This window comes from Cohnella thailandensis (genome assembly GCF_014212135.1).
GTDB classification, from domain to species: Bacteria; Bacillota; Bacilli; order Paenibacillales; family Paenibacillaceae; genus Cohnella; species Cohnella thailandensis.
Window position 1 is genome coordinate 335,833 of the sequence record NZ_JACJVQ010000002.1, and the last position, 27,000, is coordinate 362,832.

At 57.6% G+C, this 27,000-nt stretch carries 21 protein-coding genes; 8 read left to right on the forward strand and 13 right to left on the reverse strand.

The genetic code is table 11. From position 1 onward, the window contains the following. The first annotated feature begins 13 nt into the window (after positions 1 to 13). The 4 genes from H7B67_RS02085 (at position 14) to H7B67_RS02100 (ending at position 6,495) form a co-directional block, all read left to right on the forward strand. Positions 14 to 1,294, forward strand: coding sequence for a Gfo/Idh/MocA family protein (locus H7B67_RS02085; protein WP_185118131.1), 1,281 nt, complete (start codon positions 14 to 16; stop codon positions 1,292 to 1,294). 106 nt (positions 1,295 to 1,400) lie between these two features. Further along, entirely contained in the window at positions 1,401 to 3,038 is a 1,638-nt protein-coding gene (locus tag H7B67_RS02090; protein WP_185118132.1) for a response regulator, read from the forward strand. Positions 3,039 to 3,055: 17 nt separating this feature from the next. Next, positions 3,056 to 4,786: a sensor histidine kinase gene (locus tag H7B67_RS02095; protein ID WP_185118133.1), complete on the forward strand. Its 1,731-nt coding sequence runs from the start codon at positions 3,056 to 3,058 to the stop codon at positions 4,784 to 4,786. Beyond that, positions 4,783 to 6,495, forward strand: coding sequence for an extracellular solute-binding protein (locus tag H7B67_RS02100; protein ID WP_185118134.1), 1,713 nt, complete (start codon positions 4,783 to 4,785; stop codon positions 6,493 to 6,495). Before H7B67_RS02095 ends, H7B67_RS02100 begins: the two co-directional genes overlap by 4 nt. Before the next feature lie 132 nt (positions 6,496 to 6,627). On the opposite strand, the gene H7B67_RS02105 is transcribed toward H7B67_RS02100, so the two are convergent. The 5 genes from H7B67_RS02105 to H7B67_RS02125 all read right to left on the reverse strand — a co-directional run bounded on the left by H7B67_RS02105 (position 6,628) and on the right by H7B67_RS02125 (position 9,774). Next, positions 6,628 to 7,047 carry a MerR family transcriptional regulator gene (locus H7B67_RS02105; protein ID WP_185118135.1) on the reverse strand — a complete coding sequence of 140 codons (420 nt, stop codon included), beginning with the start codon at positions 7,045 to 7,047 and terminating at the stop codon, positions 6,628 to 6,630. Between the two features lie 23 nt (positions 7,048 to 7,070). Then, entirely contained in the window at positions 7,071 to 7,799 is a 729-nt protein-coding gene (locus H7B67_RS02110; protein WP_185118136.1) for an SDR family oxidoreductase, read from the reverse strand. A 276-nt stretch (positions 7,800 to 8,075) separates the two neighbouring features. Next, a complete protein-coding gene (locus tag H7B67_RS02115; protein WP_185118137.1) occupies positions 8,076 to 8,486 on the reverse strand; it encodes an NUDIX hydrolase in 411 nt (136 codons plus the stop codon). 94 nt (positions 8,487 to 8,580) lie between these two features. Beyond that, positions 8,581 to 9,189: a hypothetical protein gene (locus H7B67_RS02120; protein WP_185118138.1), complete on the reverse strand. Its 609-nt coding sequence runs from the start codon at positions 9,187 to 9,189 to the stop codon at positions 8,581 to 8,583. 96 nt (positions 9,190 to 9,285) lie between these two features. Further along, on the reverse strand, positions 9,286 to 9,774 hold the full coding sequence (locus H7B67_RS02125; protein WP_185118139.1) for a DUF6022 family protein: 489 nt from the start codon (positions 9,772 to 9,774) through the stop codon (positions 9,286 to 9,288). Between the two features lie 157 nt (positions 9,775 to 9,931). Here H7B67_RS02125 and H7B67_RS02130 point away from each other — a divergent pair, with 157 nt between their 5' ends. Further along, positions 9,932 to 10,630, forward strand: a complete 699-nt coding sequence (locus H7B67_RS02130) for a MerR family DNA-binding transcriptional regulator (RefSeq protein ID WP_185118192.1) — start codon at positions 9,932 to 9,934, stop codon at positions 10,628 to 10,630. 30 nt (positions 10,631 to 10,660) lie between these two features. Here H7B67_RS02130 and H7B67_RS02135 read toward each other — a convergent pair whose 3' ends face one another. The 8 genes from H7B67_RS02135 to zwf all read right to left on the reverse strand — a co-directional run bounded on the left by H7B67_RS02135 (position 10,661) and on the right by zwf (position 24,995). Then, positions 10,661 to 12,226 (reverse strand): ABC transporter substrate-binding protein, encoded by a 1,566-nt coding sequence (locus H7B67_RS02135; RefSeq protein WP_185118140.1) that lies wholly within the window; start codon positions 12,224 to 12,226, stop codon positions 10,661 to 10,663. 82 nt (positions 12,227 to 12,308) lie between these two features. Then, the gene (locus H7B67_RS02140; protein WP_185118141.1) at positions 12,309 to 13,244 is read right to left on the reverse strand and encodes a carbohydrate ABC transporter permease; all 936 of its coding nucleotides are present in this window, start codon (positions 13,242 to 13,244) and stop codon (positions 12,309 to 12,311) included. Positions 13,245 to 13,255: 11 nt separating this feature from the next. Then, positions 13,256 to 14,224, reverse strand: a complete 969-nt coding sequence (locus H7B67_RS02145; RefSeq protein ID WP_245363760.1) for an ABC transporter permease — start codon at positions 14,222 to 14,224, stop codon at positions 13,256 to 13,258. Between the two features lie 236 nt (positions 14,225 to 14,460). Next, on the reverse strand, positions 14,461 to 17,811 hold the full coding sequence (locus H7B67_RS02150; RefSeq protein WP_185118142.1) for a glycoside hydrolase family 9 protein: 3,351 nt from the start codon (positions 17,809 to 17,811) through the stop codon (positions 14,461 to 14,463). A 394-nt stretch (positions 17,812 to 18,205) separates the two neighbouring features. Further along, positions 18,206 to 19,957 (reverse strand): type 2 periplasmic-binding domain-containing protein, encoded by a 1,752-nt coding sequence (locus tag H7B67_RS02155; protein ID WP_185118143.1) that lies wholly within the window; start codon positions 19,955 to 19,957, stop codon positions 18,206 to 18,208. Continuing rightward, a complete protein-coding gene (locus tag H7B67_RS02160; RefSeq protein WP_185118144.1) occupies positions 19,950 to 21,548 on the reverse strand; it encodes a response regulator in 1,599 nt (532 codons plus the stop codon). The genes H7B67_RS02155 and H7B67_RS02160 overlap by 8 nt, the downstream gene beginning before the upstream one ends. Continuing rightward, a complete protein-coding gene (locus H7B67_RS02165) occupies positions 21,545 to 23,281 on the reverse strand; it encodes a sensor histidine kinase (RefSeq protein WP_185118145.1) in 1,737 nt (578 codons plus the stop codon). The genes H7B67_RS02160 and H7B67_RS02165 overlap by 4 nt, the downstream gene beginning before the upstream one ends. 160 nt (positions 23,282 to 23,441) lie before the next feature. Then, positions 23,442 to 24,995, reverse strand: coding sequence for a glucose-6-phosphate dehydrogenase (gene zwf, locus H7B67_RS02170; RefSeq protein ID WP_185118146.1), 1,554 nt, complete (start codon positions 24,993 to 24,995; stop codon positions 23,442 to 23,444). 189 nt (positions 24,996 to 25,184) lie between these two features. Between zwf and H7B67_RS02175 the strand changes: the two genes are divergently transcribed. The 3 genes from H7B67_RS02175 to H7B67_RS02185 all read left to right on the forward strand — a co-directional run bounded on the left by H7B67_RS02175 (position 25,185) and on the right by H7B67_RS02185 (position 26,989). Then, positions 25,185 to 25,562 (forward strand): hypothetical protein, encoded by a 378-nt coding sequence (locus tag H7B67_RS02175; RefSeq protein WP_185118147.1) that lies wholly within the window; start codon positions 25,185 to 25,187, stop codon positions 25,560 to 25,562. Between the two features lie 110 nt (positions 25,563 to 25,672). Further along, a complete protein-coding gene (locus tag H7B67_RS02180; RefSeq protein ID WP_185118148.1) occupies positions 25,673 to 25,960 on the forward strand; it encodes a hypothetical protein in 288 nt (95 codons plus the stop codon). 183 nt (positions 25,961 to 26,143) lie between these two features. Next, entirely contained in the window at positions 26,144 to 26,989 is an 846-nt protein-coding gene (locus H7B67_RS02185; RefSeq protein ID WP_185118149.1) for a glucosaminidase domain-containing protein, read from the forward strand. Positions 26,990 to 27,000 lie beyond the last annotated feature (11 nt).

The window sequence follows — 27,000 nt, forward strand, 5'->3', positions numbered from 1 at the left end:
AGGAGCTCGGACCATGAGAAAAATAAAGCTTGCCCTAATCGGCGCCGGCGCCCGCGGACTGCTCGCCTACGCGCCCTACGTGCGCTCGCATCCGCACGAGGCCGAGTTCGTCGCGGTCGCCGAGCCGGACGCGGCGCGGCGGGCCGAGGCCGCGGCGCAATTAGGCTTGGCCGAATCGCAGCTGTACGACTCCTGGGAGGATCTGCTCGGGCAGCCGAAGCTGTGCGACGCCGTCCTTATCTGCACCCAGGACCGAATGCACTTCGAGCCGACGATGGCCGCCCTCGAGCGCGGCTACCATGTGCTGCTGGAAAAGCCGATGTCGAACGATCCTCTCGAATGCGTAAGGATGGCGGAGGCGGCCGATCGTGCGGGTCTCTTGCTCTCCATCTGCCACGTCTCCCGCTATTCCGCCTTCTGGCAGCGCCTTAAGAGATTGCTGGCGGACGGGGCGATCGGCGAGGTCGTGTCGATCCAGCATAACGAGAACGTCGGTTACCTTCACTACGCGCACAGCTTCGTTAGAGGCAACTGGCGCAACGACAAGCTGTCCAGCCCGATGATCCTGGCCAAGTCCTGCCACGACATGGACTTGATCCGCTGGCTGGTCGATGCCGAATGCACGCGGATCAGCTCGTTCGGCTCCCTGAAGCACTTTCATATCGGCGAGGCGCCGGCCGGCTCGACCGAGCGGTGCACGGACGGCTGCGCCGTCGAGGCGACCTGTCCCTACTCGGCGCCCCGCTTCTACATGCAGACGCTCGAAGAGAACGGCTTCGCCGCGCTGATCGCCACCCCGCCGACGGAGGCGAACCGGATGGACGCCGTTCTGCACGGCCCCTACGGGCGATGCGTCTACCGGACGGACAACAACGTCGTCGATCATCAGGTCGTCAATATGGAGTTCGCCGGCGGCGCGACGGCGATGTTCAGCATGTGCGGCTTTACCCGCGACATCAACCGCATCGTGCAGATCATGGGAACCAAGGGAGAGATCCGGGGCGATCTGCTTAAGGAGGAAATCGATCTGTTCGAGTTCGCCGGAGGAACCCGCAGCGTCATCGCCACGCCGAGCGGCGCATCCGGACATCAGGGCGGCGACGAGGGCATCATGCGCCGGTTCCTGTCCGACCTGCGGGAAGGCAATCACAGCCGGACCCTTACCTCCGCTCAAACCTCGCTGGAGAGCCATCTGATGGCGTTCGCCGCCGAGGAGTCGAGGCTTAATAAGGGCGCGGTCGTCGATATGGGCGACTATAAGGCCGCTCTGCTGGCGGACTCCGCCGCCGATTGACAAGGCCGGGCTTTGCCCGATAATGAAAGAAACGGAAGCGGCGCCGATCCGGGCAACGGAAAGCCGCCGCTTCCGCAGGAAGTCGAATGCCGATGGGAGGAACCGCATGTACGAGCTGCTAATCGTCGACGACCACTCTCATCTCGTGGACAGTCTCGACCGCAACATGCCGTGGCGGGAGCTGGGCATCGGCAAGGTGCACAAGGCGTTCTCCGGCGAGGAGGCGCTCGAATTCTGCAAGAGCTACCCCGTCGATATCCTCCTCACCGATATCCGCATGCCCGGCATCTCCGGCCTCGAGCTGATCCGCCAATTGAAGAAGTACGACAAGCACTTCAAAAGCATTCTGCTGTCCGGCTTCGGGGAATGGGATTACGCGCAGGAGGCGATCCGGCAGCACGTCGACGGCTATCTGCTCAAGCCGGTCGACCATGAGGAGCTGGCCGGCATGCTGCGCCGGTTGACGGAAGCCCTCCGCCTCGAGTGGGACGAACGCGGCAAGCAGCAGAGGGCCATGAACGTGATCCGCGAGCACATGCCGCTGTTCCGCGAGAAGCTGCTTATGGATCTGCTGCAGGGGCGCAAGCCGTCTCCCGAACTGCTCGAGGAGAAGCTGGCTTATTACCAGCTGCCGTTCCGTCCGGGGGACTCGGTCGCGATGTGCCTCCTTCGCATCGAATCGTCCGCGGAGGAGTTGAACTGGCGGGACCAGTCGCTGCTCGCCTCCGCCGTCGCGAATATCTCGGAGGAGACCTTCTCGGATCTGTTCCACGTCTGGCACGGCCGCGATCCTTACGAATACGAGGTGTTCGTGCTTAAGGCCCGGGACGATACGTGGCTAGCGCAGGAGCAGCAGCCCGAGCTTGCCCGGCAGCAGTCGCTCGAGCTTCTGGCCTCGAGGCTGCAGCAGCACGTCAGGCATTTTCTCAAGAGCAGCATCTCGGTCGTCGTAAGCCATTGGCAGGACCTGTCGCACGGCCTGCGCGGAATGTACCGGGACTCGCTGTCCGTATTCGCCCGCCAGCTCGGAGGCGGCACGGATCTGTTCATCCGCCTGCAGGACGCCGCCGCGGCCGAGATGCCCTACCGCGTCCACAGCCTGTACGAGTCGCCCACGTTCATCCAGCTGTTCGAGATCGGCCAGTGGGAAGCGATCCGCGCGAAGTGGGACGCCGTCTTCCAGGAGGTAGCGGACAAACGGATGGAGACGCGGGAGACGCTGCTCGAGCTTTACCATCATGCGATGGGCGCGTTCAGCTTCTTTGCCCACAAGAACGGGCTCAGCCTGCATGACGTCATCCCTTCCGAGCCGGACAAGCTCGGCGATGCCAACCGGTTCCGCCATATGCGCCAGCTCCAGGACTGGGTTCAGCACGCGCTCGAGCAGCTTCAGGAGCTGACCAAGAGCGAATGGAACAACGAGCAGGCGGCGATCATCCGCAAGGTTCAGCAGTTTATCGCGGACCGGCTGGCGGACGCTACGCTCCAATCGGCGGCGGACCATGTCGGCCTGCATCCGGCGTACCTGTCCTCCCTGTTCAAGAGCAAGACGGGCGAGAACCTCAGCGATTACCTGTACCGGACGCGCATGCAGCGAGCCCGCGAATTGCTCCTCGAGCGGCCGGAGCTCAAGGTCAGCGACGTCGCGTCGGCGATCGGCTACCACAAGCCGCAGTACTTTATTAAGCTGTTCAAAGAACATTACGGCCTGACGCCTCAAGATTACCGCCACAAATCCTTCTGACCGAACGGGGCCTTCGCATGAAGCTAACGATATTTACGAAAATCGTGCTCGTCATCTGCCTTCTGCTCGTCTCCACGCTGCTGCTGTATTCCTTGACCAATCGCTCCAGCGTGCGGCTCATCAAGCAGGAGATTCAGCGCGTGAAGCTGAACGAGCTGACCTTCCTGGCCGGCGACATCGACAATAACCTATCCAAAATATCGTCCTTCAGCGATTTTCTCGTGCTCGACAAGGACGTGAGGCTGCTGGCGACCCCTTCCTTTCTGGAAGGGGACTTCGAGCTTAACAAGCTGAAGCTGCGGGTGTCGGACAAGCTGAACCTGCTGCATGCCCTGAACAATTGGAACGCCGAATTCACGGTGATCTACGCGGATGACGGCGCCGCCTTCTCCTCGCCGTCCTCGGCCTCCAAGCTGAGCGATCTTGATCTGGAAGCCCACTTCCGCCCGTTCTGGCAGTACGAGGCGAACGGAGACGGCGTGTCTATGACGTATTATCTGGCGCACCCGTACACCTTCCGCTTCGATCCGGAAGAGGTCTCCTATGTCGTCAAGGCCCGGATCGACATCAAGAACGTGCTCGACTACTTGGACCGCGCCAAAGGCACGAACGAGAACGGTCCTTTCCTGTTCTCCTCGGCCGGCGACGTGCTGGCGAGCGACACGGCCAAGCTCCCTTTCCTTCGCGAATTGCCCCCTCGGCTAGAGGTCGGGGATCAGGGGAGCGGTAACCGGCTTATCAAGCTCGACGGGGAGCAATACCTGGTCAACTTCTCCGCGCTGGGCAACTTCAAGGACTGGTACGTCGCGGACTACACGCCGATCGACGAAGTGCTGAATCCGATCTACGCCAATCAGCGCCTCTATTACTTTTCCAGCGTCTTCCTGCTTCTGTTCAGCATCCTGCTCGCCCTGCTGCTCTACCGGGACGTGCAGATTCCGATCCGCAAGCTGATCTGGGGCGTCAAGAAGATCACGTCCGGCCATTATACGATCACGCTGCGCCAGGAGAGCAACGACGAGTTCGCCTACCTGTTCGACCGCTTCAACGAGATGTCTAGGGAGATCAAGGAATTGATCGAGAAGGTGTACATGGAGCAGATCCGTTCCAAGGAGGCGAAGCTCAGGCAACTGCACTCCCAGATCCAGCCGCACTTCCTGTACAACTCGCTCGCGTTCATCAAGAGCATGGCCGAGCTCGACGAGAAGCAGGCCGTCATCGACATGTCGATGAGCCTGAGCCGCTACTTCCGGCAGTCCATCAAGTTCGAGAATACGTTCACGACGCTGCGGGAGGAGCTCGAGCTCGTTCGGCTGTACCTGACGATCCAGAGCCTTCAGATGGACCGCTTCGTCTTCTCCGTCGACGTGGAAGAGCGGCTGCTCGACCTGCAGGTGCCTCGGCTGCTGCTGCAGCCGCTCGCCGAGAACGCCATCCTGCACGGCATCGAGCCGCTGCGGAAGGTCGGGGACATCCGGATCTCCGGCCATGTCGACGGGGATTATTGCGAGGTCAGCGTGTCGGACAACGGCAGCGGCATCGAGCCCGGAAGGCTCGCCCCGCTCCGCAACGCCATTTACTACGGCGCCGACGAGAATACCGCCTGGGCGTTGCACAACGTCTACGAGCGGCTGAACGCGCTGCTCGGTCCGGACGCCGAGATGGAACTGGGGAACGGAGAGCTTGGCGGACTTAAGGTAACGCTGCGTTGGAACATCGCCGCCGAACGGGAGGGAACGGGAGCATGAAAGGCTGGAAATGGCTGAAGCAGACGGGGATGTTCGGCCTCGCGGTCCTCTTTTTTATCGTCGTCATGACTTTCTCCTTCATCTACTGGCAAGACCAGTCGGACCATTCGTCCGCCCCGCAGGAGACGCCCGAGCCCGTCGGACAGCCTCCTGCCTTCGTCGATGGGAAGTATGAGCCGGCTGCCGTCCTGACGACCGTCGGGCATCTCTACCCGGACATCGAGTTCAAGAACGGCGAGGACTTGCAGAACAACGTGCTGAGCCGGATCCTGGAGGATAAGCTCGGCATTCGCGTGAATTACCTGTGGACCACGACCGGGGACGAGGACGTCTACATCAACAAGCTGAATACCTCGATCGCGACCGGGCAGCCGTTACCCGACATCGTCTCGTTCAAGGGAGGCCAGAACCTGTACCCGTTGCTGCGCTCTGGAGCCTTCCGCGACGTCGGCCCGCTGTTCGAGCTGTATGCTTCGCCGAAGTGGAAGGCGGCCATGGCGCAGGCGCCCGAAGCATGGGACCGATATACCGTCAACGGCAAAAGGATGGCCGTGCCGATTCTCGACGGCAAGATGAACTCGAACGAGGTGCTGTACATTCGCCAGGATTGGCTCGACAAGCTTGGCCTGAAGGCGCCCTCCACCCTCGAGGAGATGGAACGCATCATGGAGGCGTTCGTCCGCGAGGACCCGGACGGCAACGGAATAGACGATACTTACGGGCTCAGCATCAGTCTGAAGAATTCGTTCTTCTCATGGATGTCGGATGCGGGCTTCGTGTTCGGGGCTTACGGGGCCCTGCCGGACATTTGGAACGAGGGCGCGGACGGGAAGCTGTCGTACGGCTCGGTGCAGCCGAGCATATGGGAGGGGCTGACGACGCTGAAGCGCTGGATGGAGCTGGGCTACGTGCCGAAGGACGCCGAGATCGTAGGCGAGATCCAGGCGGCGGAAGCGTGGGCGCAAGGCAAGATCGGCATGATCGTGGCGCCGCTGTGGGCGGCCGGCTGGCCGCTCGGGAACGTGACCAAGAACGTGCCGGACGCGAGCTTCGACGCTTACCCGATTCCGGTAGGGCCCGAAGGCTTGTCCGGAACGCGCGGCACGCCTTCGGAATTCGGCGCTATCGCCATCAATGCGGACATGGAGAATCCCGAGATTTTCTTCAACTACATGAACTTCGTCTACGACAACTTCGTGGATCCGCCTCCCGGCTCCCCGTACCGGTGGGGCATCGCCGAGGGATACGACTACGGCTACGTCGACGGCAAGCCGACGCTTCGGGAGAGCGACGTGCCGGGAGGCCTGGCCGATCCCCAAAAGTATCTGCTGAGCCTGTCGCTTCCTTCGGTCCCGAATCTGCTCAGCGAATCGATCGCCCGGATTAACAGCGGCACCTCCGACCTAACGTCTTACGACATCAAAAACAAGCTCCTGCGTACGCCGCAGGAGCTGAAGGGGTGGAAAATCGTAGAGAGCAATCCCGGCGTCTACAAGACGGACTCCTTCACCGGGGCGCCGACGCCGACGATGGAGAAAATCGGCGACGCCTTGGATGAGCTGCTCCATGACGCGATGCTCAAAATCGTCTACGGGCAGGAGCCGGTGTCGAGCTTCGACCGCGTCGTCGCCAGATGGCATTCGCTGGGCGGAGACAAGATGACGGACGAAGTAAACGAATGGCACGCCTCGCTGGGGAAGACTCGCTGATCGAGGCACGCGCGTTTCCGCGCGCTCGCTCCTTAATGAATAAACCGCCCTCGGCAGAGGGCGGTTCACTATTTTCTTATCTGACTATCCAGTTACCTCAGGTTATTGGGGAATAAGTTCCGTCTACAGGTCTCACTTTAAAGTAGGTGTGCAGTTAGAATCACTAAGATCTGGATTTTGGGAGATCTCACGATAGTGGTCAATTTTAAATTCAATGATTTTTTCGGTTTCATTCAATCTAGAGATTTCTTTTTGGATTTTTTGCTTGTGCTTTTCGAGTATGGATAGTCTTAAAGGTATCGTATCGTTACCACGACTTGAAAGTTCTCGATAACGTTTCATTTCTTCTAACGTCATTCCTGTTGCCTTCAACCGGGTTAAAAATATGATCCCTCGGATTTGGTCTCTGCTATAAACCCGATGTCCGTTTCGTTTTCGGTCAGCATAAGGCAACAATCCAATTTTCTCATAGTAACGAATTGTATCTTCCGTCAATCCTGTTAATTCTGCTGCTTGCTTTATGGAGTTTACTATTTCCGGAATTTCCTGCATAGGTTCGTCCCCTTAAGTCATAGTTACCAAGGTACTTCGCCATTTTCATCAAAGAAACCTCCTGTTGGCCCTTCTTCCGGAAGCGTAGCAAGGCGAACTACAATCCCGGCGGCTTGCTCGACCGAACGATAGCCCGTTTGACGATTTAAATCGGTGGCCGTATAGCCAGGATCAGCAGCATTGATTTTCAGCGGCGAATTTTTAAATTCTTTGGCAAACATTACGGTTAACGCGTTAACAGCTGTTTTGGAGCTATTGTAGGCCAGCAAATTGAAACGTGCGAATTCGGATTTGGGGTCGCTATTTATTGCTAGTGAACCGAGGCCGCTCGATAGGTTGACAATTCTACCAGATGGGGACTTTGTTAGTAAGGAAAGCATTGCTTTAGTCACTGCAAACATGCCAAAAAAGTTAGTCTCAAACGTTTCTTTTAAAACGGCCAATTCCAATTGACTTGGGGAAGCGCCTCTTTCCAAAGATACTCCTGCGTTATTAATCAATACGTCGAGCGACCCAAATTCTTGTTCAATCTGCCTGGTTGCAGCTTCAATCGTATCTTGGTTCGTCACGTCCAACAAAATAAAACGGGCATTCACCCCTTCATTTACCAACGCGGCTACCGCCTCTTTACCTTTCTCCTCGTTCCGCGTTCCAAGCAGAATCATAAAACCCATGGCTCCCAATTGTCTAGCCGTTTCGTATCCAATTCCTTTGTTTGCTCCAGTAATCAGAACGTTCTTTGCATGATGCATGTTTTACCTCTTTTCAAAATATAATTTGTCTGGATTTTGGCGACAACCCTACTTTGAAATTACTACTTGGAGTATGCTTCAAGTCAAGCCGGTACAACGATATCCAGCGATAAGCACCGATCTTTTCAAGCTTTGGCGAAGAACGGTTATCAACATGAAGCCAAATTGTTCAATCCTGCAGAAAATCCGGACCACCTCAAATTGGCTCCATACTGTTGCGTTTCGTCAACGACGATTACCTATTCTGAGCTAGTTGGATAATCAAATTTTCTTATATTAATCCAAAAGCTCCGGACTCATCTTCACCTGCTCGAGCATATGCCCGATATTCCCTTCGCCCGCGAACAAGCCCATGTCGAAGAAATCGCGGTTCAGATCGGACCAATACAGCTCGTTCTCGTCCCCGGCCACCTTAACCTCTCTGTTCAACCGGCCGACGTACACTTCGACATAGCATTTTTGCAGGTAATAAGTAAAATCCATAAGATGATGAAGGACGATGTCTTCTCGAGATACGCCGGTCTCCTCCTGAAGCTCCCGGTAAGCCGCCTCGAGTCCCGACTCCCCGCTCTCGATTTTGCCGCCGACCAGATTGCTCAGCCCTTTGTAAGGATCCTTCAGGCGTCTGCACATCAGCAGTTGCTCTTTGTCGTTGCTGTAAACCATGATGACGTTGTAGCCTTGCATGCTAGAGTCTCCTATCGGGTCCTAATCTTCCATACGTCCCACTGCTACAACCCCGCCGCCGCCGAGAAAGCATTCGCTATCGGATAGTAGCCGACTATCTACGATCGCTTAACAGGTTAACGATTTTCTCGTAGTCGTATACGTTGTACGTCTTGAAGGCCAGCTTCTGATAGCTGCTTCCTTCTTGAAAACGATAAACGATATAGTCATCGTCTCTCTCATACTCCGTTGACAGAAGGCTCTTCGGAATGGCTTTAACGAGCTGCGCTTCGGAATCGAACATCGACTTCCTCATGATTTTGACGGTAGATTTCGTAATCCGCAGTTGGCCTTTGAAGCGTTCGCCGTTCACGACGATCGTCAGGTCTTTGAATGGGGTTTCCTTCTCTTCCGTCCCTTCCGTCTTATCCGTATTAGTCGTGGCTTCGCCCGAGAGCGAAGGGGCAATGGGCGTAGCCGCAGCGGTTCCGCCGCTGGCATTCATTCCGCCATTCTGATCGTGAATCTTCTGCAGCAGATGGACGATCTCGGACATTCCGATAAAGATAAAGCCCGATACGACTCCCCCAAGCCACCAATACAAAACGATGAGAAAACTAAATTCTCCATAGGCAAACCCAGCCGAAACTAGTCCCAGAACGAAACCGATCGCGATCAGAAGAATGCCGATTCCCATAAGCCATGTTGAGATTGGGTTTCTCATGTCTTAGACTCCTAGATATGGTTTGTAGAAAAATATCCTAAAAAAACCATATCATAATCGGCATGAAAAAGCTCCCTTTCTGTCGAATGACCGCCGTCACTCCTTTATCCGCCGGATTCCCAGCACGATCTGTTCTCTCCCGCTCTCCTCCAGAGCATAATGGATCGGCGACGAAGGAATGTCGAACTTCAAATGGGAATGGGGAATTTCCGTGAGCAGGGAGCCGATCGGATGGCCATCCCGGTCGCGAAGCACATTCCAGAAGATTCTCGACCGGTTATCCTCCACGCCCCACTTCTCCAGTGAGTTTCGGAAAATCAACCGCCGGGCGATGACGAAATCGTTCTCCTCAAGCTTCTCCTCCAGGCTAAACCCGGCAGCCTCCAGCCGATCGAAGACGGGCGGCAGAAGCCTATCCAGATAAAGGCCGTAAGCCGCGTCCTCCATCTCCTCGAAAGCGACCGTCAATTCGTGATGCATCGACTCATACAAGATCTTCCACTCCGACTCGATGTAACGGTTCGCCGCCTCGCTTATTTCTTGAATCGTCATGCCTTGCCGGAAATTCGGGAGCTGTTGGCTCATTTATTCATTCCTCCTATTCATTTCGAAATCATTGTATAACATGCAAGCCAATTGTAAGGTTTTGCATAATATGAGCAGGAAAATCAATAGTTTATTCGGAAAACCTTATTAAGCACTTTAATCTTGACCCATTAATAGGAGTGAACGCGAGTTGGAGATGCATCCTAAGAAAATGGCGGCAGCCTTTAAGATCAGCACCAGCACCTTGCGGAATTACGAAGCCAACGGCCTTATCCCTCCGGCGGAACGATCGGCGAACGGCTATCGCGTTTATACGGTCCTTCATGCCGATTATTTGGAGTGCATTCAAGCGATGGCCCCCGCATTCGGAATGGTAACGACAACCGAAGTTCTTCATTCCGTTCAGAGGAACGAGGCGCATTCGGCGTTGTGGACCGTCAGGGAAAAGGAAGTCGCGTTATACGAAGAAAAAGGGAAGGTAGAAAGATTGATCGAGGATATTCGTCTGCAGGCGAACGGAAATCGATCTTCTTACGCCAAAGAGCGATTCACCATTGGCGAAGCGTCAGAGCTGACCAAGGCTCCGGAATCGGCGATCCGCTACTGGGAGCACGCCGGCTATGTCCTCGCGGATCGCGACCCGGCTAATCGTTATCGACTATACGGCCCGGCCCATCTGCTCAAAATCAGGCTGATGCAAGCGCTGCAAAGCACCGTTTATTCGGAGGACACCGTGTTGCTTAGGCAATCGATCGCCTCCGCCGATCACGCGGATCTGCCGAGAATCCTGAAGCTGGCCGAGGCTATCCGGTCTTATCTGGATAAGAGCGTCGAGGCCCAGATGGGCGGGATCGCGAGCTTGCACAGGTTGGTTCAAAGACAAAAATCCCGATGATGGTTAATCGCATCATCGGGATTTTCCGTTTTATTTCTTGCTGGCCAGGAATTCGTCCAGCTGCTTCTGCTTCTCGGCGATGACCTTGTCGAGGCCGGCCGACTTCTCGGCGGCTTTGAACTTCGGCAGCACGGAGTCCGGATCGATCGAACCCGTCTCGAGCGCCTTCTGGTATTCTCTCAGGACATTGGCCAGCGCCCCGACCTCCGTCTTGACCGGCTCGCTGTCGAAGGTGAAGCCCAGGGCCGGCGACGAGAGAGCGCCTTCGTTGAACTGCTTGAACTGGTCCCACTTGTCCGCGGCTTCCGTATTCCAAGTGTAGTTCAGGAATTGATTCCCCAGCTCCCAGGCGACGCCCGGCGCGTACTGGGCGGACTTCTCCGTCGGCGTCATGACGTTGCCGCTCAGCGTGTAATGGGTGCCTTCGATGCCGAAGTTCAGCAGATTGACGATTTCCTTATCCGTGTGCAGCAGGTTGATGAGCATCATGGCGCGCGCCGGGTCTTCGGAAGTAGAAGAGATGGCCAGCATGGCGCCGGTCGTCTCCGACGTCGCGACCGTCTTGCCCGTCAGCTGGATCTGGGCGAGCTTGCCCTCGAGGCCCGTCGCGGAGGCGATCTCCTCCGCCTTGCCCGGCTTGAGCGGCTCGACGGTGGAGAAGACGTTGCCGGTCTTGTAGGCGTCGAGAGACGAGGTCTGCGTGGTGGCCGCGTCCTTGTTGATATAGCCCTTCTGGAAGTAGTCGCGGGTTACTTTCAAGGCGTTAAGATATTGCGGGAACTCTTCGGCCGGCTTGACGACCGCGTCCGTGCCGTTCTTGTCGATGGCTCCCGGAATCGTCGCGTCGCCCAGGAAGTCCAGCTCTACGAAGAAGTGGGAGGTGAACCCTCCGTTGTACAGCGCGGTCATGCCCGGCTTCTTCTCCTTGACGACCTTATAGACGGCGTCGAGGTCCTCGATCTTCTTGACCTGGCTCATGTCGATGCCGAGCTCGTCGGCGATGTCCTTGCGGTACACGATGCCGCCCGCGGAGGCCAATTCCTTATTGGTCGGGATGGCGTAGTTCTTGCCGCCGATCTTGGAGCCGTCCAGGAAGGCCGGATCCAGGCTTTCCTTGATCCCCTGCCCGTATTGATCGAGCAACGGGCCGAGATCCATGTAGGCGCCCTTGGCCACGTTCTTCGCGTAGCCGTTCCACGAAGCCGTGAACAGAACGTCGACAGGCTCGCGGGATGCGATCATGAGGTTCATCTTGTCGTCCCAAGCTCCCCAGTCGATCGGGGCGATATCGATCGTCGCGTTGATTTTCTCCGTCAGGATCTTGTTCAGCGCTTCCTCGACCAGGGTCTCGTCCGCCTGCGGAGCGCCTTCGTAGACGAGCTTAAGCTTGTAGGGCTTCAGATCCGAGGCCGGGCTGCCTTCGGCCGAGCCGGTGGAGGCGCTCTCCGAAGCGCTCGGTTTGGCGCTCTCCGTTCCTTTGTTCTCCGGCTTGGAGGTGCCTTTGTCGTCGTTATTGCCGCCGCATGCCGCCAAGGATAACGACGAGATCGTCAGCAGCGCGAGAAGCAGCGCAGCCTTGCGTTTCGTTTGCTTCATCTTCGATAAATCCCCCCAGAAAATGAGTTGGTATATGCTAAACCGATTTCCGGTTTAAGCCGTGATTTAATGGAGCGGAGCGTTACCCTTTGACCGAACCGACCGTCAAGCCCTTGACGAAGTACTTCTGGAAGAAAGGGTATGCGAAGACGATCGGACCGACGCCCACGACGACCATCGCCATCCGCACCGTCTCGCTCGGGAAGTTCATCATTCCGCCGGCGCGGGTGATCTCCGCCATCGCGATCGGGTTGCTGGAGAGATACTGGATGTTCATCATCATCTTGTACAGGAAGTACTGCACCGAGATGTTGTGGTTGTCCGTAATGAACACCAGGCTCAGGAACCAGTCGTTCCAGTACGTCAGCGTCTGGAACAGCGCGACCGTCGCCAGAACCGGCAGCGACAGCGGAAGCACGATCCGGAAGAAGATCCGAAGTTCCCCCGCCCCGTCGATCTTGGCCGACTCCAGCACCGCCCCGGGGACGGTCTCCTTGAAGAAGGTCCGCATGATCAGCACCCAGAACGACGACATGATCAGCGGCATGATCAGCGACCACAGCGTGTCCTTCAGGTCGAGCATCTGCACGTAAACGAGGTACCACGGAACCAGCCCGCCGGAGATCAGCATGGTGAGGAAGACGAAGAACGTAAAGAATTTGGCCGCCGTAAAATGGCTCCGGGAAATCGGGTACGCGTACAGCGCGATCACCATGACGCTCAGCAGCGTGCCGATGACCGTGACGGCGATCGAGATTCCGTAGGAATGGGCGATCTGGCCGATATCCTTGATCAGGAACCGATAAGCGGCCAGGTTGAAGGTTTCCGGAAGGAACCGGTACCCCTTGGTCAAGACGGACTGCTCGTCGGAGAACGATACCGAGAGAATGAGCAGCAGCGGCACGATGCAGATGGCCGAGTAGATCGCGAAGATGAGGTTGATCAGCGCCGAAGCCGTACCGGACAGCCGATTCTTCGGATTGGAACCGGTTAGGGTTTTGCTCGTCGTATTTTCCATATCGAATCTCCTTAGAACAGCGCGTTATCGCGGCTAAAGCGGCGAACGACCCAGTTGGATAGGAACACCAGCGCGAACCCGACAACCGATTGGAACAGGCCGGCCGCCGAAGAAAGACCGATATCCCCTACCGTCAGGAACGTGCGGTAAACATAGGTGTCGATGACGTTCGTTACGGGGAACAGCGTTCCCGATTCTCGCGGCACCTGGAAGAAGAGACCGAAGTCGGCGTTGAAAATCCTTCCGATCTGCAGCAGCGTCATGATCGTGATGACCGGCATGATGAGCGGGATCGTGATTCTCGTCATCTGCTGCCACTTGTTCGCCCCGTCGATCGTCGCCGCCTCGTAGTACTCTTCGTCGATCCCGATGATGGCCGCCATATAGACGACCGTGTAGTAGCCCATGTTTTTCCAAGTGTTGATGATCGGCAGGATGACCGGCCACACTTCCTTCGTGAAGTACCAGCGCACCGGCTCCAGGCCCAGCGCCGGCAGCAGCGTGTTGTTGAGGTAGCCGCGCTCGTCGCTCAAGAACCCGTACACCAGGTACGAGATAACGATCATCGACAGGAAGTACGGCAGGAACATGATCGTCTGGTGCAGCTTCGAGAGGAAGCGGTTCTTCATCTCGTTGAGCATCAGGGCGAACGCCAGCGGAAAAGCCAAGTTCAATACGATAAACAGCGAATTGTACAGCAGCGTGTTGCGAATGATGATGGTCGAGTCCTTCGAGGCGAACAGGTATTCGAAATTCGTCAGCCCCGACCATGGACTACCCAGGATCCCGTCCTGGTAGTTGATCGTCTTGAAGGCGATAAGGACCCCGAACATCGGGATGTAGTTGTTGAGGACAAGCAGAACGATTCCCGGCAGCATCATGACGTAGAAAGTCCAGAAACGGCGAAGATGGCGAACGAGGACGAACTGGCGAGCCGTGCGCGCGGCCGTCGGATTCGCAGGTAGCGATAAGGATTTCAAGCGGTTGGTGGCACTCCTTTCTCTATCTTGCATGCGCTTACAAAAATAGTTTAATCCGTCATATAGGCGTCGATATATAGAAGGAATTCATTCCTGTAGAAGAAAACAAACCGTTTTATCGCGGCCTTTTCCATCCCTTCTTCCCCATGAAAAAACCTCCGCCCCCGCTGCTGGAGCGGAGATGGAGGTTGCTTGGGCATGACTAGGTTCGGCTATTCAGGCGATGCGGTCGGCTCTTATGGCTCCGTTCCCCATTGGAGCGTTCCCGAGACGTAGCCGGTCGTCTTGCTCCAATCGGCGTAAGCGGTCGCGGTCGGGTTGAAGGAGTAATCGCCCGTCTGCGTGTAGTTCGTCCAATCGTTCTTGTTGATGCGAATCTGAAGGTCGATGCCGGCTCCCGCCGCCAAGCTTCCCGCTCCGCTCGTAAAGCCGATCTCCAGATAGTGGTCGGCCCCGGTTACGGGTGTCGTCAGCTGGACGAAGGTGCCCGTCACGTTGCCGCTGCCGACCTGAGACCAGTCGCACCAGAAGCTCTGGGCTTGCGTCCCGTCCGCCGTGTAATAATAACGCAGCTTCACGTCGGACAGGTTGATGGCGGTCGTGCCGGTGTTCGTCACCTTGATCCGCGGGCTCAGCGTGTTGGTCGTCGCCGCGACGGTTCCGTTGAACTGCTGCACCTTGATGGACCCGCTAGCGCCGGAAGTGGTATCGACCACAGCGACCGCAAGAGCCGCGCTTGCTCCCGCGCTGAACTCGAACGTCAGCGTCGTCGTTCCGACGGGCTGCGCGGCCAGATACTCTTTCTTGATGGTCGCCGTCGATCCCGATACGATGTAGTCCGTCCCTGCAGCAAGGGAAGCCGCGCCGTTCTTGATGCCGGCGAGCATGTTGCCGTTCAGCGTCAGCGTCACCGGGATATCCGCCCGGTTGGCGGTCTTCTTGTCGAACGAAGCGGTCGTCGGGCTGATCGTCGAGTTAACGATCGACGAATCGCTTACCGCGACGGACAGCGTCGCGGAAGAACCGGCGCTGAACTGGAACGTCAGGTGCGTCGTTCCGATCGGCTGCGCGGCCAGATAGGCTTTATGGATCGTCACCGTTGCGCCGGATACGGTGTAATCCGTGCCCGCGGCAAGGGAGGCCGCGCCGTTCTTGATCCCGGCGAGCGTGTTGCCGTTCAGCGTCAGCGTCACCGGGATATCCGCCTGGTTGGCGGTCTTCTTGTCGAACGATGCGGTCGTCGGGCTGATCGTCGAGTTGTTGCCGCTGCCGGTCGCATAGGCGGCCACGAACACCAGCCCCGAATTCCAATAGACGGTATGCTCGTTCGTGGTCCACTCCTGGAAGTTGTCGTGGTAGTTTTTGGCCGCGAATCTCGAGATCTGGTTGCCGACGGCGATATCGTTGGAGAATTTATTCGGTCCGCCAACCAGGTACCCCTTCGGCACTCCGGGCAGGTTGTCCGTGCGGAACATGATGCTGAACGGATACTTCACGGCGTTATCCCCATAGCCCGATACGAAGGACGTGCCTACCGGGTTCTGGCCGAGAATCCAGTCCAGCTGGCTATAGGTCAGCTCGTCGATGACCGCCTTGTTGCTCTCGAACGTTCCCAGCAGCTTCGTCCCGATGATCATCTCCATCGGCGTATCCGCGATCTGCATGGTGATTCCCCAATAATAATTGCCGTCTTTCACGATGCTTTTCCACGGGCTTGCGTCGTACCGGGCCACCTTATCGTTGAACCATTGCTGGAACTTGGTCTCATACCAGCTGACGACTCCGGCATCCGGATTGGCGGCCTCCAGGTAGCTGAAGAAGCCCGTATTCCAGGTGTTCGCCCAACCGCTGGCGAAATCGAGGGGATCCTCGAAATACTTCGCCATATCGGCGTAGTTCGCAAGGAAGTACGTATTGTACTCGGCATCGCCGGTCGATCGATACAGCGATCCCGCGGCCCACAGGCGATTCGAGGAATCGTCCTCGGTATCGTAAGGCCATCTGCCCGTGTTCGGCGTCCGGATATTCTCCGGATGAGCCTCCAGATACCCCCATGCCGCTTCCGCCGCATCCAAGCATTGCTGCGCGAACGTCGGATCGATGCTCTGATAAATCAGGTAAGCATGAGCCAAGACGCCGGCCGCGGTCGCCGTATCGGCGGTCGTCTTGATGTCGGTCCGCGGGCTTACCGTATCCGCGTCGATAACCTCGCGTTCCACCATATTGTCGTCGTCCTGGAAAGTCACTCTCGCATAGAAACCGCCGGTTGCCGCATCCTGCATTTTCAGCATCCATTCCAGTTCCCAACGCGCCTCGTCCAGGATGTCGGGAATGCCGTTGCCGCTCTCCGGAATGTTGAACTGGTTGTCCGCGAACTTCTCCGGCATCAATTCGTAAGCCCAGAACAGATCGGACAGCGCTTTGGCTCCGGCGTTGACGTACTTGCCTTTGTCGCCCGCGTCGTACCAGCCCTTGGACACGTCTTTAATGATCGAATTGTTGGACATGAGGGGAACCGCCGTGTCGGGCGTAAAATCCGTTCTCGGGTAATCCGTCACGTACGGACTCGTAATGTTGATCCCCGTTCTCTGGTAGTAGAAGTATCTCGTCACGTCGTAGAGGAACGGCTCGTAGAGATCGCTAGCGCTGCCGATCGAGAAGGTCGGCGAATTCTGGAGACCCAGAACGGCAACATAATAGCTGCCCGGGACCGTTAGGCCGCTGAAATCGGCGGTAAAAATCCTCTCTCCGCTGTCGATCTCATCGTAGTTATCGGTGAGCGCGAGCGTTCCGGTATAAGCCGCGGCATGGGTTGCGGCGTTGACGACGGTAAACGGAGTCCCCTCATCGACCGTCAGGACATCCTCGAAGCCGGTCACGAGCGCTTGCTTGACGCCGTCCGCGGGATATCCCAATTGATTGACCTTGATGGGGGCATACTCTCTCTCCTTATCGGGAGAAGTGACCCTAATATCGTTGAGCCAAACCTTGAAAGGCTGGAACCCGTTGTTCTTGACGGACAACGAATCGATGGAGGAAGGATCGATCCCTTGCGAGGTCTGGATGACGTCCTTCAGCGGGATCTTGACATGCTGCCAGCTCGTCGTGACGTTGACATAGCTGTTAAGGTTCACCGTCGTGGTGATTTCATTGCCGGCCGCCCGCTCGAAGACCCGGTCCTTGAAGCCGAGCAGGAACGTCTCTCCGCCCGCGTTCCCCTTGATATTGAATTCCAGGAACCCGTTCGCGAGGTACGGAGTAAAGTTATACGCCTTCCAGCCGGCGACCGTGATCAAAGCGTTCAGCCAAGACGGACTGGTCGGGTTCGCCGTATGGATGAGCAAAGAAGGCAAGCCGTTGTACGTAACCGTCTGGTCGACCGGCAGCTTGCCGTTCTCCGTCACCAATCCGAAGCCGCTGTCTCCCGCCCAGCCGTCGGATGTCGTGCTGAAGATGCGGTAATCCACCAAGTCTCTCCACCCTGCGGGCGCTTCGGGAGTCGCCGCCGCGCTCGTCCGGATCGGATTCGAAAATAAAAAGGTCGCGAACAGGCTCAATGCCAGAATCAAGCTGACTTTTCTCCTCATTACCTCTCCTCCTTTAAATGGTTGGCGGTTTGCTTCCTTTCCACCGGATGCCTATCGGATGCCTATCGGCTTCTTGTCGGGTTCTGCCCGTCACCTCCTTTCTTGTAAGCGCTTTCTACATAAAATAGTTTAATTCGCGAAGACGCCGTCGGTATATAGAAGAAATAAACGAACATAGAAGAAAACAAGCCATTGCCGAGCAAGGCCCTTGTGGAGGCGTTCTGATGATCCGGGGGTAAGTAAACTTGACGAAGAATGCGGTTCATGCCGCTCTAACCCGACAAGGTCGGGTTACAGAGCCGAAACATGCGTCTCGCCCTATCTGTCGGCAATCCTTCCCGCCAAATTAACCACACATTTTCCGGTCCTCCTCATATACGGAAATATGAAGCCTTCATGGCTTGTTCTCCTTGTACCACTCGTTCACTTCCTTCGTGATCGCGTCCCCGCCGTTCTTGTAAAACTGGGCGACGAACTCGTCGAAGTAGGAGAGCGGCTTCTCGCCGTAAATGATGCTCAGGTAGCTCTCCGTCGCGAGCTTCTCCAGGTACGCTCCGTGCTTCTCCATCCCGTCCGTCAACGGTCCGTGGTACCGGTTCGGGATCTCGAGACCCCGTTCGGAGATCGCGAGGCCGGCCGCCTCCAGTTGGGTCGAGTTGAGCGCCTTGATGCCCTGTTCGATCGGCGTCTTTACCTCGGCGTCCGAATGGGCCAGCAATTTCTCGATCGCATCCGAGTTCATGTAAGGCAGCGCCGGCGCCCCGCCGGTCAGCGGGTACAGCATCCATCGCATGTCCATGGAGGAGCCGTCCTCCAGCGGCCATCGGTTCTTGGGCACCCCTTCGGCTTCGAAGTTGACGGTGACGACCTTGCCGTCCTCGATCACGTAATCGTACCCTTCGTGATACCCTTGGGCGAACCGAGGGTCGAAGTACGGATCGTCCGGGCCGAAGTTTTTGGCGAGCAGCTTGTTGTAATAGGCGAACCAAGCCTCGATATTCTCAAAGTCCTTGCCGAATACCGTGTAGATGCCGTACAACGGCTTCTGCGCCTTGCCCCTCCGCCCATCCGGCCCGGCCGGAAGAGGGTACGCCTGCCACTCCGCTCCGGGATCCGCCTTCGCCGCGTCGCCAAGCGGCCAGGCCCCCATCCAGAACGGGCCGAACATGACGCCCGCCCTGCCTTGGGCCGCCAGCTCGGCGGCTTGGCTCGCGTCCTGCATGCCCGCATCCCTATCGATGTAGCCCTTGGCCATCCAGGACGCCATCGTCTCCAAGTATTTCTTGGCGTCCGGATGGACGGCGCCATAGACCAAGCTGCCGTTCCCGTCTTCATTCCAGAACAGCTTGATGTCGTACGTGCTGAGCATCTGCTTCGAGTAGGCGCCCGCAATCGCGTCCGTCTCCCCCATCCAGCTCCACGGCCCTTCCTTCAACGGGACCGCAAGGCCGACTTCGTCGTCTTCGCCGTTCCCGTTAGGGTCTTGCTCGGAGAACGCCTTCAGCACGTCCTCCAGCTCGCCGATCGTCGTCGGAGGAGCAAGCGACAGCTTCCCGAGCCAATCCTTGCGGATCCACATGACCGTTCCCTCGTCTCCTGCGTTAAGTTGAGGAAGCCCGTAAATCCGGCCGTCCTTGGTCACCTCCGTCAACGTATAAGCGTACTTCCCGAGCGCCTCCTTGAGCTTCGGATGCGCGAACTTCTCGATGGCCTCGTCGAGCGGAAGCAACTTGTCGGCTTTGAGCAGATCCTTCAGGATGACCCCGTCCGCGCTGAAGGTGTCCGGCAGCTTGCCGTTCACGGCCAACGCCAGCCGGATCTTCGTATCCGCGTCTTCGAACTTGCTGACGATCCAGTCGAACTTCGTTACGATGCCCAGGTTCTCTTCCATCCAGCGGGTATGCACGTTGTCCGTAAGGCTCTCGCCCGGCTTGAAGGCGTTAGGCCGGTTCTCGTCCACGATGGCCGTCGTGATCGTTATCGGCGGGTCGTATTTGAAGTCCCAGATCGGCTTCGGCTCCCCATCGGCCGGACGGTCCTCTGTCGCCTTTCCGCCGCTGCGCAAGCAACCGCCAAGCAAGAGTATCCCTAACAGCAGCGCCGATAGAAGGATCGCTCCTCTCGCTCCTCTTGACTGCCTATTCACCGGCCTCCTCCTCCATTCCCGATCGGTATCGGTCCCTGAATTCCTGCGGCGTCACCTGGCAATAGTCGCGGAATTTGCGGATAAACCAGTTGGTATTCGGATAGCCGATGCTCTCTCCGATTCGGTAGATTTTATGATTCGTATGCTTAAGCATCTCGCAGGCCTTAAGCATGCGCTGTTCGTAAATGTATTGGGAAACGGTCGTGTCCGTGCACTGCTTGAAGAGCTTGGACAGATGATTCGGATGGACGAAAACGCGCCTGGCGAGCAACGTAAGCGACAAGTCCTTGTCGAGCTCCTTCCGGATGTAAGCCTGCGTCTTGCGGACGATCGCCAGTCCGTGATCCTCGCTCTCCTCGTCCCGCTTATCGCGCAGCGTGCGCAGCGAGTCCAGCGCCCAGCTCTCCAGCTGCGACGCGTGCAGCATCGCCTTCCCCTTCACGAAAGCGGCTTGCCGGGGAGATAGCATCTGAGCCAGCGTCATTCCGCCGCGATTCGCGATATATTGGAAGGCGTTGGACAGAAAGAAAAAGACGTCCCGCATGAGATCCGAAGAACCCGAGTGCATCAGCGGCGACACGAATGCGCGGATTTTCGCTTCCGCCTCTTCCCATTGCTCCGTCTCCAGCAGATGCGTCAGAAGAGGCGCCTCGTAGAGCATGCGCATGAGGCGCGCTTCCTCCTCGTTTCTCTCGGGCGCTCGCCCGGACGAACGGCCGCCCCTGTCCAGCAGAGATTTGGCCGCCATGTAACCGGCAAGCAGTCCTTCCGGGAAAAGACAGTCCGCTTCTCCCGCGGATATCTCGCCTTTGAGCAAGCTCCGCACTTCCCGCCTTAACCGGTCGATCCGCTCGCGCACCCATTCCGGATCCGGCGGCGCGCCCGACAGATCGTACGCCAGGACGAGCAGGTTGCCGTCCTCGTCCGCGGCCGGCCAGCAATCATACCGCTCCATCAGCAGCTCTTCCAGCATATTCGTTACCGCGAACCGGATCAGCGATTGCGAATAGAGATCCTGCCCGTCGAAGGGGGGACCCAACCGAACGAGGCACAGCGACACCCTGCCCTGTATCGGGAGAGGGAGATCGAACAGCTTCAGCTTCTCCGCCAGCGTCTCGACGCTAAGAGTGCCGCCGAGCGCTTTGAGCAGCAAGCCCGCTTTCAGCTCCGCGCTGTTGTCCCGGTAGATGCGGAAGCCCTGTTCGATCGCCCGCTCCCGCTCGAGCTGCTTCACGATCCGGCCCATGACCTCCAATAGCTGCTCGTCCTTGGCCGGCTTCATCAAGTAATCGAGCGCTTGAAGCTCGATCGCCTTGCGGGCGTATTCGAAGTCCGCATGGCCCGTGAGCAGCAAGCATTTCAATCTTGGCAGCCGCCGCCTGGCCAGCTCGATCAGCTCCAGGCCGCTCGTTCGCGGCATTCGGATATCCGTCATGAGGATGTCGACCGGACTCGCTTCCATCAGAGCAAGCGCTTCGCTCGCGCTGTATGCCTTGAGCACCCGGGAGACCCCGACCGTCGACCATGGAATCGTCTCCGCCAGACTGTCCGCGTAGTGTTTCTCGTCGTCCACCACAAGCAGGCTTTTCATGGCTTCTCCCCCTCGCCTTGACTCTTCGGTCTCCAGCTCAACCTTACGGCCAGCCCGCCCAGCCTCGACGCGCCGAACTCGATGGCGGCATCCGCGCCGAAGTGGCCTTGCAGCCGCTGGGTTACGTTCCATAATCCGCAGCCGGCATATTCGCCGGAAGGGATCCGAAGCTCCAGGAGCAGCCGTCCGATCTCCTCCGCGTTCATCCCCTTGCCGTTATCCTCGACTAGCAGGTGCACCCGGCTATCCCGGACGTACGCGCGTATCTCCACCCGGCCCGGGTAGTCGGCGTTCTCGAGCCCGTGCGCGAGCGCGTTCTCCACGACCGGCTGGACCAGAAGCCGGGGAATGCGGAGCTCCGACAGCTCGTCCGGCAGCTCGACGCGATAGGTAAGATTATCGTGACGAAGCCGGAGAATCTCCAGATGAAGGCGTACGAACGCGAACTCTTCGCTTAAGGTTACCCCCTGGTTGTCCATACGCGTCGTATACCGGTAGTAGTCGGCCAGGTGATGCGCCATGTCGATGACCGCCCGGTCCTTGCCCATCTTGGTCATGTTGATGATAAAGCCGAGGCAATTGTACAGAAAATGAGGATGGATCTGCGCCTGAAGCTGCTTCAGCGTGGCATCGCGCGCCAGAATGCGCGATTGCAGCACGTTCTCGATAAGGTCCTGGATCTGCGTCGCCATCTCGTTGAAGTTCTGCATCAGGAACGCGAATTCGTTGTTCGATTTCTTCGGCAGACGATAGGCGTAATCGCCCCGCTTGATCCGCTGTACCGCGCGCACCAGCTGGAAAATCGGCCTATGTACGTTCCAGTACAAGGCGGAAGCGGCGGCGATGCCGAAGATAAGCAGAATGACCGATGAAGCTCCGAACAGAACCCTCTGCTGCTTGATCGGCCCGATGATCTGGTCCAGCGGAACGGAATCGATCAGATGCCAGTCAAGGAGGTTGGAATAATAGTAGGTAATCAAATAAGGCCTGCCGTCGAACGAATGGATCGAGTAACCGGAGGATCGGCCATCTACCCTGTCGCCCAGCCTCGCGACGATTCCTTCCCTCACGGGCCCATCCGCGGACCGGCTGGCGATGATGGCTTGCCCTTCCTTGTAGAAAAACGGATTGTCGGAGTGCCCCGACTTGTAGGTGTCGAGCAGATTCTCGAAGCTCCACTTGTAGAGGTTGATGCGCACGGCGACGTCCAGGTCGTCCGGACGGGCCGGCTTGTAACCCGTCGTGACGTAGGTGCGGGTAAATCCGGAGCCGATCTCCAAGTCTTCGCGGTAGCTCCAGCCCAGCGAGAATCGGCTCTCGAACTCTTCGGGCTCATATTCGTAGGAAGGAGAAGAGGAGATGCTGTCGCCCCGTTGCGGGAAATAGACGGTCACGTCGTTGCGCCAATTGCCCGACGCGCTGGCCAGCGACAGCTTCTCCTGGATCAGCAGCCGGGTTTTCATTCGGGAATAATCGCTCATGTCGAGGTCGTACAGGTAATCCAGCACGTTCGTGTCCACGAGCATGGGGGCGGAGACCAGATCGAACTTCTCGATGCTGCCTTCCAGTTGGGCCACGAACAGCTCCATCCGGTTCAGGCTCGCCTTGATGAGCTCCTCCTGGACGACGTCGATGCTCTTGGACGTGGAATAATAGTACAGCGCCATGACCGGCGACAGCAGAAGAAGCAGCAGCGCCAGCATCTTCTGAAAGATGTTGAATTTGATCCGCATCGGATTTCCATCCTTGTTTCGGATTCACTCTTCAACCTTTATTTTACAATGTAAAGAAAGCGTTTTCTATCCTTATTTCGAAGGAATAAGAAAAGCCGGCCCAAGGCCGACTCAAGCTTAAGGTTCTGGTTCTGGTTCTGGTCTGCTTCCCTATTCGCCTTCACTTCCCCGCGTTGCTCACCCAGATGATGTTGTCCTCCTCCTGCCCGTTCACCGGCCACCAGAAGTACCCGTCTTCGGCGAGCAGCCGCTCCGCTTCCTCCGGCCCCCAGGAACCGGCGGGATAGAAGGCAAGTCCGTCCCCGCTGCCCGCCCAAGCGGCGGCGATCGGGTCGACGAGCTTCCACGCGACCGCGAGCTCGTCCCAACGGGTGAAGTACGTATGATCCCCGCGCGAAGCGTCGTAGATCAGCCGCTCGTAGGCCTCCGGCGTGTTGATGCCGATCTGGCAGCTCTGGCAGAATTCCATCGCCACCGGCTGAACCGTCATCTCGTTGCCCGGCTTCTTCGCGTTGATCTTGATGTAGATGCCCTCCATCGGGTTGACCCGGATGACGAGCAGGTTCGGCCGAAGCTCCTGCTTGGTGGCGAACAGGACGCCGGGCGGCACGTTCTTGAACTCGACCACGATCTCCGTCGACTTGACCGGAAGGCGCTTGCCGGTGCGCACGTAGAACGGAACGCCCGCCCAGCGGAAGTTATCGACGAACAGCCGCGCGGCGAAGAACGTTTCCGTCTGGGAATCCGACGGCACGGAGTCCTCTTCCCGGTAACCCTTGATCGGTTCTCCCCGAGAGATTCCTTCCGTATATTGAGCCCGGACGACGCGGCGCCGAACCTCCTCCCCGGACCCGAAGCCGCGAATCGAGCGCAGCACCTTCACCTTCTCGTCCCGAATGTCCTCCGGGTCGAGCCGGCTCGGCGGCTCCATGGCGATCATCGTCAGCATCTGCAGCATATGATTCTGCACCATATCCCTCAGCGCTCCCGATTTATTGTAATAAGCGCCGCGCTCCTCCACGCCGACCGTCTCCGACAGCGTAATCTGCACGTTGGAGATATGGTTGCTGTTCCAGAGAGGCTCGAAGAACGCGTTCGCGAACCGAAGCACCTCGATGTTCTGCACCATCTCTTTGCCGAGATAATGGTCGATGCGGAACACTTCGTTCTCCTGGAACACGTGCCGAATTTCCTCGTTCAACCGTTCCGCGGACGGATAGTCGTAGCCGAACGGCTTCTCGATCACGAGCCGGTGCCAGCCCTCGCTGTCGAGCATGCCTCCGTCCCGCAGGTTCCTCGATACCGTTCCGAACAGCTCCGGCGCCAAAGCCAGGTAGAACAGACGGTTGCCGCGGATCTCGTATCGGGATTCCAGCTCCTCGGTATTCTCCTTCAGAGCGCGCATCCCTTCCACGTTGCCGATGTCGAGCGACTGGTAGCTGAAGCGATCGGCGAATTCCCGCCAGGCTTGTCCTTCCTCCGCCTTGTAACGGCAAAATTCCCGAATCGATTCCAGGACGTCCTCGCGGAACTGTTCATGGGTGCGCGGCCTTCTGGCCAGCCCCACGACCGCGAAGCGTTCGCCCAGCTTGCCTTCCCTATATAAACTGTACAAAGCGGGAAACAGCTTCCGGCGCGCCAAGTCGCCCGTCGCTCCGAAGATAAAATAGACCGCGCCCTCGGCGGCTAAGGCTTCCATGCTTTTATTGGTCATCGTCCCCATCTTTCCTTAGTCGAAGGATTGGATTTCACGCTTAGAGTTTAACATAAACACCCAGTTATTGCTATTTGGAGGCGGAGCCGCTAAAGCCTAATCCCGGTCGGAAAATTGGGTACGTGTCCATACGCATTCGCCCCCGGGTGAATATACTGCCTTTGAAAATTCCCGATGGGGGTGGAAGCGATGTTTGACGATTACGTTCCCGCCGACGAGGAACACCTGCTTCAGCTCCGCGGCTTGCCCGTATGCGTCGTCATGAACGACGGCACCCGTTATTTCGGCACCTTGACGGGCTGCAGCAAGGACAAACTCACGCTGAACGGGGATCTCGACGAGCCGCTGGGAGCCTTGACGGAGAGGACCCGCACGAAATCAAGGAGACTCAGCCGCTCCCGCAAGCGCGTCAGAGCAACCTCCAAATCCGGCAGCAAGGAGAAGAACGCATTCGAACCGGAGGGTTCGCCGTCCTCGGACGGTCTTGGTTGGTCATTCGGCGAGCCGCCGCCGCGGACCAAAGTCACGCTGCCCCTGGAGCCGATTCAAGCCGTTCTTCTTCTCTAGCGGCTCTCGCTTCCATGGCGGCCGCCGCGGCGCTCCCTTTCTTTTCCCCGATTCACCCCTCTTCTATTGTGGTAAAATTAGGGTACCTCGATAGCGAAGGAGGAATTCGGATGTGGTGGCGCCCGCGGCAATCGGAATTAACGATCGATCGTATCGCACCTTTGTACCCGCTCTATCCCTTCATCGAAGAGGATCCTCTTCCCCAGGACAGGGAGCCTTCGCCGCACGACGCCAAACGAAGAGCCTCGGCCGTTCGGCCGGCTCCCGCGCTTCCGGCGGACATCCGGCAATCCTTTCTTGACGAAGAGACCCGGCGGAAATATGCGACTTACACTCCGTTTCGTATCAAATCCTATGCGGACCCGCCACTCGGGATTTTGCTCGACACGTTAGCGTAGGATGAACGAATATGAGAAACTTTTAATGATCGATATCCGATCCCTCGACTTCTTTGTCGGGGGATTTTTGCTTTTGCGACAATAAAAGCAGGATTCGCGGACGAGCCTTTGACAAGCTTCGCATCCTTCTCCCCGTACAATCAGGTTAGCTTCTCTACAAAACGACCTGCGAGGTGTGAAAGAATGCTAAGATCTGACACCCTTAAATGCTACGCCTTGGCACGATATGCCACCATTATCCTCTCCTCGCTGTTGTTCCTCTTATTCGCCTGGGCTCGCCCTTCCGACGCCGAAGCGACGAATTCCGCGAAGCCGGGAACTTCCTCCTCCCTTCAAGCTTACGTGACGACGGCGGGCAAACTTAACGTAAGAGAATTCCCGAACAGCAAGGCCAAGATACTGAAGGTCGTCAACAAAGGAACGGTTCTGTCGGTCCAAGCGACTGCGGCGGGAGGATGGCTGAAGCTAGCCGGCGGCGGATACATAAACGGCAAATACGCGAAGCTTGCGAAGAAGAAGCCGGACGCTCCGGTGAAGGCGCTCTCCTATTCGAAATCGAACTTCTCTGCTAGCGCAGCGGCCATCAAGGCGACTCTCCCGCTCTCCGGGGTCGAGTCCGTCTCCGGACTGACCGAGGAGGAGATCGGGTTTATTTTCGAGGATACGGATCTTCAGGGTCACGGCTTGGAAGAAGCGATTCTGGGAATCGAGGACGAATACGGAATCAACGCCTACTTCACCATCGCGGTCATGAAGCTCGAGAGCGGGAACGGCGAGAGCAGGCTGGCGGGCAGCAAAAACAATCTGTTCGGGATGAGCAACGGCAAAGGCGGCTACCTCCGCTTCAAAACCAAGGCGGACAGCGTTCGCAAGTTCGGGGAGCTCATCTCCGAGAATTACATAGGCGAAGGCTACGACACCATCGAGAAAATCTCCGGCAAATACTGTCCGCCCAACAAAGAATGGTCGTCCTTGGTCAAGAACATCATCAAGCGGGATCGCAAGCTTCTCGAGGGCGCGAGCGTATGAAGCAGATCCCG